Source organism: Nocardiopsis yanglingensis (assembly GCF_045809185.1).
Classification (GTDB): Bacteria; Pseudomonadota; Gammaproteobacteria; order Xanthomonadales; family Xanthomonadaceae; genus Stenotrophomonas; species Stenotrophomonas yanglingensis.
Genome location: NZ_JBJNRH010000009.1, coordinates 83,654 through 95,731 on the forward strand (window position 1 = coordinate 83,654; position 12,078 = coordinate 95,731).

7 protein-coding genes are annotated in these 12,078 nt (G+C 68.1%); all 7 read left to right on the plus strand.

Annotated features, from left to right (window positions below; all coding sequences use genetic code 11):
• Window positions 1-95 precede the first annotated feature (95 nt).
• The 7 genes from pilG (at window position 96) to ACJ7C5_RS13425 (ending at window position 11,968) form a co-directional block, all read left to right on the plus strand.
• Window positions 96-449, plus strand: a complete 354-nt coding sequence (gene pilG / locus ACJ7C5_RS13395; RefSeq protein WP_003478904.1) for a twitching motility response regulator PilG — start codon at window positions 96-98, stop codon at window positions 447-449.
• 18 nt (window positions 450-467) lie between these two features.
• On the plus strand, window positions 468-830 hold the full coding sequence (locus tag ACJ7C5_RS13400) for a response regulator (protein WP_005410717.1): 363 nt from the start codon (window positions 468-470) through the stop codon (window positions 828-830).
• Window positions 830-1,360, plus strand: a complete 531-nt coding sequence (locus ACJ7C5_RS13405) for a chemotaxis protein CheW (protein WP_005410716.1) — start codon at window positions 830-832, stop codon at window positions 1,358-1,360. The genes ACJ7C5_RS13400 and ACJ7C5_RS13405 overlap by 1 nt, the downstream gene beginning before the upstream one ends.
• A 41-nt stretch (window positions 1,361-1,401) precedes the next feature.
• Entirely contained in the window at window positions 1,402-3,438 is a 2,037-nt protein-coding gene (locus ACJ7C5_RS13410) for a methyl-accepting chemotaxis protein (protein ID WP_010482706.1), read from the plus strand.
• Window positions 3,439-3,538: 100 nt separating this feature from the next.
• On the plus strand, window positions 3,539-10,183 hold the full coding sequence (locus ACJ7C5_RS13415) for an Hpt domain-containing protein (protein WP_412704181.1): 6,645 nt from the start codon (window positions 3,539-3,541) through the stop codon (window positions 10,181-10,183).
• On the plus strand, window positions 10,176-11,507 hold the full coding sequence (locus ACJ7C5_RS13420) for a chemotaxis protein CheB (RefSeq protein WP_412704182.1): 1,332 nt from the start codon (window positions 10,176-10,178) through the stop codon (window positions 11,505-11,507). Before ACJ7C5_RS13415 ends, ACJ7C5_RS13420 begins: the two co-directional genes overlap by 8 nt.
• Entirely contained in the window at window positions 11,504-11,968 is a 465-nt protein-coding gene (locus tag ACJ7C5_RS13425) for a chemotaxis protein CheW (RefSeq protein ID WP_006385148.1), read from the plus strand. Before ACJ7C5_RS13420 ends, ACJ7C5_RS13425 begins: the two co-directional genes overlap by 4 nt.
• The last annotated feature ends 110 nt before the right edge of the window (window positions 11,969-12,078 follow it).

Here is a 12,078-nt window from a genome sequence, read left to right on the forward strand (position 1 = left end):
CGTAGCGGCCCCCGCCAGAGATCGGGCCGTGCGCTTGGGGATAGGCAATGACTGAAAACACGACTGCGGGCGGGGAACTCGCAGGACTCCGGGTGATGGTCATCGATGATTCGAAGACCATCCGCAGGACTGCGGAAACGCTGCTCAAGCGCGAAGGCTGCGAGGTGGTCACCGCCACCGACGGCTTCGAAGCGCTTGCGAAGATCGCAGACCAGCAACCGCAGATCATCTTCGTCGACATCATGATGCCGCGCCTGGACGGGTACCAGACCTGTGCGCTGATCAAGGGCAACCAGCTGTTCAAGGCGACCCCGGTCATCATGCTGTCGTCCAAGGATGGCCTGTTCGACAAGGCGCGGGGACGCATCGTCGGCTCGGAGCAGTACCTGACGAAGCCTTTCACGCGTGAAGAACTGCTGGGTGCCATCCGCACATACGTCAACGCCTGACCAGGGGGGAAAGGCACAATGGCTCGTATCGTTCTGATCGAGGATTCACCGACCGACCGCGCGGTGTTCACCCAGTGGCTGCGCCGTGCCGGCCACGAGGTGCTGGAAGCGGACAACGCCGAGGATGGACTGCAGCTGGTCCGCGACCAGGTGCCGCAGCTGGTGCTGATGGACGTGGTCCTGCCCGGCATGAGCGGCTTCCAGGCCACCCGCGCGATGGCCCGTGATGCGGCGATCAAGCACATCCCGGTGATCATCGTCAGCACCAAGGCGATGGAAACCGACAAGGCATGGGGCCTGCGCCAGGGCGCGGCCGATTACATCGTCAAGCCGCCGCGCGAGGATGAACTGATCGCGCGGATCAACGAACTGGTGGCCTGATGCGCTCGCCCTTCGACATTCTCGAAGCCTACGAACGGCGCAGCCTGGCCCACGCGGTGCAGCTGCCCGAGCGGCAGTTCGCCCAGGACCTCTGGCGTGGCGTGGGTTACCGCGTCGGCCAGCGCCGGCTGGTGTCCGATTTCCGCGAAGTGGTGGAAATCGTGCCGATGCCGCCGGTCACCCCGGTACCGTGCGCGCAGCCGTGGCTGCTGGGCGTGGGCAACCTGCGCGGCAACCTGTTCCCGGTGGTCGACCTGAAGTACTTCCTGGAAGGCACGCGTACCGTGCAGCAGGAAGGCCAGCGCGTGCTGATCATGCGCCAGGCCGGCGGCGACGTCGCCCTGACCATCGATGAACTGTTCGGCCAGCGCAGCTTCGAACTGGACCAGCAGATCGCGGCCGGCACGCTGGCCGAAGGGCGCTACGGCCACTTCGTCGATCGCGCCTTCCATGCCGACGGTCATGACTGGGGCGTGTTCTCGCTCTCGCTGCTGTCGCGTACCCCTGAATTCCGGCAAGCCGCGGCCTGAGGCCGGGCATCGCCCCCTGCATTGAAGATCGAGGTTGAACGATGAGTACTGCTTCGGACGCCACCAAGACCGGCAAGCTGCGGCTGGGCGGCAGCAACCTCTGGCTGTTCCTGCTGCTGGCATCGATGATCCTGTTCGGTGTCAACACCGGCGTCGCCACCTGGCAGGGCAGTCGCCTGGCCGATGCCGGTTCCAAGGCAGCCGACCTGCAGGTACTGTCGCAGCAGCTGGCCAACCAGGGCCGTGACGCAGTGGGCGGCAACGCGCAGGCGTTCACCGCCTTCAAGGCCACCCGCAACGCGATCGAACAGAACGTGTCGACCCTGCAGGGCCGCTACGGCAAGGAACCGGGCGTGTCCGGCGCGATCGCCACCCTGGGCGAAACCTGGGCACCACTGGGCAAGCAGGCCGGGCAGCTGGTCGCCAGTGAACCGGCGGTGCTGGCCCTGGCCGGCAACGCCAACAATTTCACCGGCGCGGTGCCGGGCCTGCAGGCCCAGCTGAACGAGCTGGTGCGCGCGATGTCCGCCTCCGGCGCGCCGTCGTCGCAGGTGTACAGCGCCCTGCAGCAGGTCGTGGTGGCCGGTTCGATGGCCCGTCGCGTGACCGAAATGCGCGCCGGTGGCAGCGCTGCGGCGACGTCCGGCGATGCACTGGCACGCGACATCACCGTGTTCTCGCAGGTGCTCGACGGCCTGCGCAACGGCAACGAGGAACTGGGCATCACCGCCGTGCGTGGTGCTGCCGCCGTGGCCGCGCTGGAGCAGTCGCAGCAGAAGTGGGAAGCGATGAAGCAGGATGCCGACGCGATCCTGGCCAGCTCGCGCCAGTTGTTCGCCGCACAGTCGGCGGCCACTGCGCTGGGCCAGGGGTCGGCACACATGCTGGACGACAGCCGCAAGCTGTTCGAGGCGTTCTCCTCGTTCGGCTCGGTGTCCGATACCCGCCTGTTCCCGAACTTCTGGATCGGCGTGGTGTCCGGTGCGCTGTCGCTGATCGCGATCATCGGCTTCGTCTCCACCAACGTGCGCAGCCGCTCGCGCGAGCAGGAGCTGCGCTACCAGACCCAGGTGGAGTTCAACAGCCGCAACCAGCAGGCGATCATGCGGCTGCTGGACGAAATTTCCTCGCTCGGTGAGGGTGACCTGACGGTGAAGGCCTCGGTGACCGAGGACATGACCGGCGCCATCGCCGACGCGATCAACTACGCCGTCGACGAGTTGCGCCACCTGGTGACCACCATCAACGACACCTCGGCCAAGGTCGCGCTGTCCACCCAGGAAACCCAGGCCACTGCCATGCAGCTGGCAGAGGCGGCGGGCCACCAGGCCAACCAGATCACCTCGGCCTCGGACCGCATCGGCGAAATCGCGGCGAGCATCGAGCAGGTGTCGCGCAACTCGGCCGAGTCGGCCGACGTGGCGCAGCGCTCGGTGGTGATCGCCGCCGAAGGTGCCGGCGTGGTGCGCGAGACCATCCAGGGCATGGACCAGATCCGTGACCAGATCCAGGAAACCTCCAAGCGCATCAAGCGCCTGGGCGAATCGTCGCAGGAAATCGGTTCGATCGTGGAACTGATCAACGACATTTCCGAGCAGACCAACATCCTGGCGTTGAACGCAGCAGTGCAGGCGGCGTCGGCCGGTGAAGCGGGCCGCGGTTTCGCGGTCGTGGCCGACGAAGTGCAGCGCCTGGCAGAACGTACCTCGGGTGCGACCCGACGCATCGAAAACCTGGTCCAGGCCATTCAGGCCGATACCAACGAAGCGGTTACGTCGATGGAGCAGACCACGGCCGAAGTGGTGTCCGGTGCACGCCTGGCCGAGGACGCCGGCACCGCGCTGACCGAGATCGAGCGCGTGTCCAATGCACTGAATACCCTCATCAAGAACATCTCCATCGCCGCCCAGCAGCAGTCGGCTGCGGCCTCGGACATCACCCGCACCATGGGCGTGATCCGGCAGATCACCGGCCAGACCTCGCAGGGTGCCGGGCAGACCGCCGAATCGATCGGCCACCTCGCGCAGCTGGCGGCCGACCTGCGTCGTTCGGTCGCCGACTTCAAGCTGCCGGCGTGACGCGGGCAGGGCGGCGAGCAAGGAACCAGTCGATGAAGCATTTCCATTCCCCACGCCAGAACTCGCGCGGCTTCCGCGCGGCGGCGAACGGAGCGCGTCCATGAGCAGTCTGCGCGATGCGATGAGCCACGCAGCGCTGGGCTGGGTCAAGCCCGAGCTGGACGAGACCCTGCGCCAGGTGCGCAACGAGGTCGAGTACTACGCGGAAGACCCGACCGATGCCAGCCGCATGCGCATCTGCGCCGGCTACCTGCACCAGGTGCAGGGCACCCTGCGCATGGTCGAGCTGTACGCCCCGGCGATGGTGGCCGAGGAGCTTGAACAGCTGGCCAATGCCATCGGCGCCGGTGGTGTGGCAGATCGGGATGAAGCCTGCGCGACCCTGATGCGTGGCAGCGTGCTGCTGCCCGACTACCTGGAGCGCCTGCAGAACGGGCATCGCGATATTCCGATCGTGCTGATGCCGCTGCTCAACGAAATCCGTGCCGCGCGTGGCGAAGAAGGCGTGCATGACAGCGTGCTGCTGGCATTCGCACCGGACAGCGTCACCGCCACCGAGGCCGAGCTGGACCATGCCCGTGGCAGCCTGAGCGGGCGCAACCGCGAGCTGCTGGATACCGTGGGCAGTGCTGTGAAGGAAGAGCTGCTGCGCATCAAGGATGCGCTGGACCTGCACCTGCGCACCGGCGGCGCGCCGGAGCAGCTGCAGACCCAGGCCAACGAACTTGGCGCCGTGGCCGATACGCTGGGCATGATGGGCCTGGGCGTGGCCCGTGGCGTGGTCGTGCAGCAGCGCGATGCGCTGCGTGGCGTGGTCGAAGGCCGCCAGCAGATCGACGAGAATCTGCTGCTGGATATCGCCGGCGCATTGCTCTACGTGGACGCGTCGCTGGACGACCAGGTCGCCCATCTGGGCGCCGGCGGTAGTGGCGAAGATGACCCGAGCGCGGTCGAGAACCGGCGCACGGTGGAGGTGCTGGCACATGAGGCCATCGCCAACTTCGCCGCCGCCCGCGAGCATTTCGTCGCTTTCATTGAAACCAGCTGGAACCATGCCGAGCTGCAGGACGTGCCGCGCCTGCTGGGCGATGTCTCTGGCGCGCTGCGCATGCTGGATCTGGGCACTGCTGCCGATTACCTGCGCGGTGTGCAGCAGTACATCGAAGCCGAGCTGATCGGCCGCCAGCGCGTGCCCAGTGGCCGCCAGCTGGACACCCTGGCCGATGCAATGGCCAGCCTGGAGTACTACCTCGAAGCCCTGCGCGACCGTCGGCCGGGGCGCGAGGACATCCTCGACATCACCCGCAGCAGCCTTGAAGCGCTGCGCTATTGGCCGTTGCCGGACCGCAATGCGGTGGAACCGGTTGCCGCTGCGCCGATTCCGTTTGCATCGCTGCTGGTGGATCGCGAGCCGGTCACGCTGCAGGCCGAGCCGCTGCAGCCGGAGCACATCGAGATTCCGGTGCGGCCGGCCGCGCCTGCCGCCGGCACGGTGCCGGTGCCGCTGCCGGACTTTACCTTCGACCCGCCACCGGCCACGCCTGCACCGGACGTGGTGGACAACAGCCTGATGTTTGGTGCGCTGGGGACGGTTGCGTCCGCACCGCTGTCGCTGCATGACGACGCAGATGCACCGCTGGTGTTTGCGGCTTCGAGCGCACCTGCGCCCGAGGTGCCGCAGTGGGATCTTGCGCCGTTCCATCCGGAGGCCGATCCGCTCGCGCCTGCCGACGACGAGCGCAGCCCGACCTTTGCCAGCTTCGATCCGGTCAGTTTCGAACAGGCCGACGCGGGGCAGGGCGCTGCAACACACTGGACGCTGTCGGAGGCAACGCCGCTGGCACTGGCGGATGAAGTCGCGCTGGACGCCGACGAAGGCGCAGTTGCGACGACAAGCATCGACGCCGATGCGTATGCCGCACCGGTGTTCGATCCGGTGGCCGCCGAGCACGAGGCTGCTCCTGCGGGTGACGACGTGGTGTTCCGCTTCGACGCCGACGCGCTGGACAACGCCGACGATGTGCTGTCGCTGCATGCGATGGAGACGCTGTCGCTGGACGACGATGCCCCGCTGCACCCGTCGCTGGAGATCGCCGATGCCGGCGCGCCAACGATGGAGGACGAAAATCCTGTTGCCGCCGAAATGGGCGCCGCTCCTGCGGATGCACCGATTGACGCGCCGGCACCCGGTGCCGACGCGCCGACGCCTGTGGCGGATGCGCCTGCGGTGTCGGTGATCGACATCGACACCATCGCGCCGATCGATTTCAGCGAAGCCGACGCACAGTTCTTCGCCGAGCTGAGTGCGGCCGCTGCGGACTTCAATCCGCAGGCAACGGCCGCGCCCACCGTGGCCGAAGCGCCAGTCACGGTGGATGCCGAGGCGGGTTTCGAAGCGGGCTTCGATGATGACGCGGAGAACATCGACGAGGACATCCGTGAGGTGTTCCTGGAGGAGTTCGATGACGAACTGGCCAATCTCGGCAGCTTGCTGCCGGCATGGCGCATGCAGCCGGACAACATGGACCGGCTGCGTCCGATCCGCCGCATCTTCCACACCCTCAAGGGCAGTGGCCGCCTGGTCGGTGCCCGCACCCTGGGTGAGTTCGCGTGGAAGATCGAGGGCATGCTCAACCGTGTGCTGGACGGCAGCCGCCCGGCCTCGCCGGCTGTGCTGGCCATGGTCGACAACGCGCACGCTGCGCTGCCGCAGCTGAACGCCGCGCTGCGCCACGGCCAGCGCGTCAGCGTGGACCTGCAGGCGATGCAGGCCATCGCCGACCGTGTCGGCGCCGGTGAGGAAACCTATTACGTGCCGCTGCCGGTAGCGGCCACGCCTGTGGCACCGGTGGCCGAGGCCGAGGCCGTAGGCGAGGACGAGATCAGCCGCATCCTGGCGGCCGAAGCCATCGCGTTGGTGCAGGACGAAGCCGAGCCAGTGCCCGAGGCCGTGGGCACGCCAGCCAACATCGACAGCGTGCTGCGCGAGATCCTCGAGGCCGAGGTCGAAGTCCACCAGGCGACGCTGCAGGACTGGTTGCGCTCGGTACAGCAGGCACCGCAGCCGGTCAGCGACGCGCTGCTGCGCGCGGTGCACACCATGAACGGCGCCTTCGCGATGACCGAAGTGCCGGAGATCACGGCGGTCACCGGCGGTGCCGAGTCCTACATCAAGCGCGCACTGGCCGCCGACGTGGTGCCTGGCGACGAGGGCGTTGCCGCGTTGGATGCGACCGCACAGGCGATCACCGCGACCATGGAAGCGCTGCAGGCCGAGCAGCCGCGGATCGCACCGCAGGGCGCGCTGGTGCAGCGCCTGCAGGCGCTGGCCGGCGAATTGCCGGAAGCGCGCTGGCCGATGGTCGGGCTGGAGGACGAGGACGATGATCTGGCGTTGGAGGCCGATCCGGAGTTCGATGCCGCTGTCGACACGCCGGATACCGCCGCGTTCGAGCCGACTGAGTCTGGGATCGAGCCTGCCGAGCCGGTGCTGGAACCGATTGCAGCCGGCGCGCAGGCGCTGGAAACCACGGACGTGATCGATGCGGGCCTGGAAGTCGGTGAACTGACCAGCAGCGATGATCTGTCGCGGTACTTCGATGCCGGATGGCCGTCGGTGCCGGGCGAGGGCGAAGCCGCCGCCGTGGATATCGGATCGATTGAATCGATCCAGCCGATTGAAAGTGAGCCGGTTGTTGCGCCGGCCGAGGCGGAGGCTGCACCGACGGCGGTCGCAGAAGCCGATCTGACTGCCGCAGACGACCTGTCGCCGTACCTCGACGCCAGCGCGCTGCCGGTCGATGACCGCGACGCGGACGAGCTGCCTGCGCCTGCAAGAATTGACGCGATCGACCTGAATACGCTGCAGCCCTCCGATCTGGATGGGGCCGACGACAACGCCTTCGGCGACGCTGCTGCACTGCCACTCGACAGCGAGCTGTCGAGCCTGCAGGATGAAATGGCTGCGCCGGGTTTTGCAGAACCGGTCACGCTGGCAGCCGCGCTCGAGGCCGGCCTGCACGTGATCGACGAAGAGCAGACCCTGGACGACACCGGGCAATGGCCCGTGCTCGGCCTCCAGGCCAGCGAACTCGCGCCGGGCGAGGCGGAAGCCTTTGCCGAGGATGCGGACGTCGGCGGGGAGGCGGCGGTCGGCGAAGGAGAGAGCGCCGATCAGCCGTCCCCGGCGACGGTGAATGAAGAGATCGCTGCCAAAGCACTGCGGGCCTCCGAAGAGCCGGTGCGCTTCTTCGAACTCGAAGAAGCACCGGGTCAGGGCACGGTCCATGACGATGCCGAACCTGTCCAGCCCGAAGTCGCAGTCGTTGCAGTCAATGCGCCGGCCCACGACGAAGCCGCCGCTCTGGAAGAAAACGCGGATGGCATCGATGCGCTCGACTTCAGCGTGTATGACCGCGAGCTGGTCGACATCTTCGTCGAGGAAGGCAAGGACCTGCTCGACCACTGCGACGGTCTGATCAGCGAACTGCGCGATGCGCCGCAGGACCGCGAGGTGCTGGCCGGCCTGCAGCGTGATCTGCACACCCTGAAGGGTGGCGCACGCATGGCCGGCATCAACGCCATCGGCGATCTCGGCCACAGCATCGAATCGCTGCTGGAAGCCGTCGCCGCCGGCCGCACCGAGATCGAGCGCCGCGATGTGCAGCTGCTGGAGCGTGGCTTCGATCGCCTGCACCAGCTGCTGACCCGCACCGGTGATCATCGCGTGGTGGAACCGGCGCAGGACCTGGTCGACGCGTTCGAAGTGCGTACCACCACCGATATCGCTGCGGCGGCGGCAGCCAACGTGGCGAGCGTCGCAGAAACTGCCGCGGCATCGGTCGCCAGCCCGGCTCCGGCACTGCTTGATGCGCCGTTGTCGGCACCGCTGCCGGCAGAAGGCGTGGTCGATGAAGATCCGCTGGCGCGTCCGCAGCAGGAGCAGGTGCGCGTGCGCGCCGACCTGCTCGACCGCCTGGTCAACCATGCCGGTGAAGTGGCGATCTACCGCTCGCGGCTTGAACAGCAGCTCGGTGCCTTCCGTGGCGCCATGGGCGAACTGGAGCGCACCAATGCGCGTCTGCGTGACCAGCTGCGCCGCCTCGACCTGGAAACCGAGGCACAGATCGTCGCGCGCTACCAGCGCGAACAGGACCAGGCCGACCAGAAGTTCGATCCGCTGGAACTGGACCGCTTCTCCACCCTGCAGCAGCTCAGCCGTGCGCTGAACGAATCGGCGGCCGACCTGGGTGGCCTGCAGGGCGTGCTCGACGATCTGTCGCGCCAGTACGATTCACTGCTGCAGCAGCAGTCGCGCGTCAGTTCGGAACTGCAGGACGGGCTGATGCGCGCGCGCATGGTGCCATTCGATGGCCTGGTGCCGCGCCTGCGTCGCGTGGTCCGTCAGTCGGGCATGGATACCGGCAAGCAGGTCCACCTGACCCTGGAAGGTACCCACGGCGAACTGGACCGCAACGTCCTCGACCGCATGGTCGCGCCGCTGGAACACATGCTGCGCAACTCCGTGGCCCATGGCCTGGAAGCGCCGGAACAGCGCCGCGCCGCCGGCAAGCCGGAGGAGGGCGAGATCGCCATCCGCCTGCACCGCGAAGGTTCGGAAATCGTGCTGGACGTGGCCGATGACGGCGCTGGCCTGGACCGCGAGGCGATCCGTCGCCGCGCCATCGACCGTGGCCTGCTGGCTGCCGATGCGCAGCCGAACGAGCAGGAACTGGACAACCTGATCTTCGCCTCCGGTTTCACCACCGCCGACCAGGTCAGCCAGCTGGCTGGCCGCGGCGTGGGCATGGACGTGGTACGCAACGAAGTACGCCAGCTTGGCGGTTCGGTCGACATCCAGTCGGTGCGTGGCCAGGGTGTGCGCTTCACCCTGCGCCTGCCGCAGACGCTGGCCGTCACCCAGGCGGTGTTCGTGCAGATCGGCGAAACCACCTTCGCAGTGCCGGTAGCGTCGGTCAGTGGTATCGGCCGCCTGTCGCGCGAGCGCTTCGAAGCCGCCGACAGCAGCTACCGCTACAGTGGCGAAGACTATCCGCTGTACGACCTCGGCAGCCTGGTCGGCCAGGCCCCGGCGCGTGCCGATGGCCAGGACCAGGTGCCGCTGCTGCTGGTCCGCGCCGGCGACCTGCGTGCCGCCGTGGCGATCGACCAGGTGCTGGGCAACCGCGAAATCGTGGTCAAGCCGGTCGGCCTGCAGATCGCATCGGTGCCGGGCATCTACGGCGCCACCATCACCGGCGATGGCCGCGTGGTGGTGATCCTGGACGTGGCGCCGCTGGTTCGTCGCTTCCTCGCCAACCCGACGCTGCCGGTACTGGCCAACGCGCCGCGCCAGGAGCGCCAGGTGCCGCTGGTGATGGTGGTCGACGACTCGCTGACCATGCGCAAGGTCACCGGCCGCATCCTCGAGCGTCACAACTTCGAGGTCAGCGTCGCCCGCGATGGCGTGGAAGCGCTGGAGCGCCTGGAAGAGCGCGTGCCGGACCTGATGCTGCTGGATATCGAGATGCCGCGCATGGATGGCTACGAGCTGGCCACCGCGATGCGTGCCGACCCGCGCTACAAGGATGTGCCGATCGTGATGATCACCTCGCGCAGCGGCGACAAGCACCGCCAGCGCGCCTTCGAGATCGGCGTCCAGCGTTACCTGGGCAAGCCGTACCAGGAACTGGACCTGATGCGTAACGTGTACGACCTGCTGGGGATCGCCCGTGTCCGTGAGTGAAACCCAAGTGGCTCCGGCTGTTGCCCTGCTGGCCCGCCCCGGCGCGGCGCGTGAGCGCCTGCGCGAGGCGCTGTCGCACGCTGATGTGCAGCTGGTGCTGGAAGATGATCCCAACACGCTGGAGGCGCGGGTCCTGCAGGAGGCGCGCCCGCAGTTCGTGGTGATCGCGCTGGAGGCCGCCATCGAAGATGCGCTGGAGCGCCTGGAAGCGGTGCTGTCCGCACCGGGCCTGACCCTGGTCTTCGACGAGGCCGAGCTGGCCGCACGTCGTGATGGCTGGGAGGCTCAGCGCTGGGGCCGTCATCTGGCCGCCAAGCTGCATGGCCACCAGCAGGTGTTGCCGCCGGGGGCCGAAGAAGAACCCAGCCTGCAGCTGGAGCCGGGCCACCCGGCACCGCCGCCGGCGCCACAGGAAGAGGCGCTGCAACCGCACCTGGACCAGGCATTGAGCTGGGCCGGCGAGGTCCCTGCTGACAGCCTGTACTCGCCGCCTTCGCAGCTGCACGAACCGATCGCGCTGGAACAGGCACTGGCGGCGTTGCAGCCGGTCGTGCCTGAACCACTGGATCTGCCTTCGCCGCCGCAAGCGCTGGCCGAACCGGCGGCGCCTGCGGCACCGCCGATCTCCTTCGATCACACCGCCTGGTCGCTGGTCGAGGAATCGATCGAAGCGCCGGCACCGGCGGAGGTGGTGGCGACGGTCGCCGCGCCGCAGCCCTCCTTCGATACCGATCATTTGAGCCTGGTCGATCTGGATGCCGCTGCTCCGGCCGGTGCACGTGCCGCATCGCTGCTGGTGCTGGCCGGCATCGGGGGCCCGGATGCGTTGCGTCGCCTGCTCGGCGCACTGCCCGCGTCGTTGAGCGTGCCGGTGCTGGTGCACATGCGCCTGGATGGCGGTCGCTACGGCAACCTGGTCAAGCAGATGGCACGCGTCTCACCATTGCCGGTGCAGCTGGCCGAAGCCGGTCAGCGCGCCATCCCGGGCGAGGTGCATGTGCTGGCCGATGATATCGGCGTACGTACGGCGCCCGACGGCCTGCATTTCCTCAGCGACGCCAACGGCATCGCCATCGCCGGGCTGCCGGCAGAACACACCGCGCTGGTGCTGCTCAGCGGCGCCGACCTGGCCCACGTCGGTCCGGCGCTGGATCTGGCCGCCGCCGGCGCATGGGTGGCCGGGCAGGTGGGCGAGGGCTGCTACGACCCGGCGGCAGCCACTGCGGTGGTTGCTGCCGGCATGGTGGCCGGTGAACCACAGGAACTGGCGCAGGCGATTGCCGCGCGCTGGGGTGAGCAGGACGACAACGGAGAGGCACCATGAGCTATGCCAGCAATGACGAAATCCGCGGCGTCCTGATCCAGGCCGGCAACGCGCGGGTGCTGCTGCCCAATGCCACCGTGGCCGAAATGATGTCACGCGTGCCGGTGCAGCCGGTCTCCGATGCGCCGCGCTGGCTGGTCGGCGAGATCGGCTGGCATGGCTGGCAGGTGCCGCTGGTGTCGTTCGCGCGCCTTTCCGGGCTGGGCGAGGAAGCCGTGGGCGGTCATAACAAGGTGGTGGTGCTGAAGGCCCTCAGCGGCAACGCGCAGCGTCCGTACTACGCGCTGCTGACGCAGAACTTCCCGCAGCTGATTTCGGTGCCGCGCGACGGCCTGCTGGCAGACGCCTCGGAAGAAACCCTGCCGGACATCGTGCACATGCGTGTGCTGCTGGGCGAGCAGAGCGCGCTGCTGCCGAACCTGGACGCGCTGGAAGCCGCGCTGGATTCGCTGGCGGCCTGATAATCCGCCGGTCGGGTTTCCGGTAGTGGCGGGGGCGGGGCGGCCCCCCCCCCCCCCCCCCGCCCCCCCCCCCCCCCCCGCCGCCCCCCCAAACACCCCACCACCACACA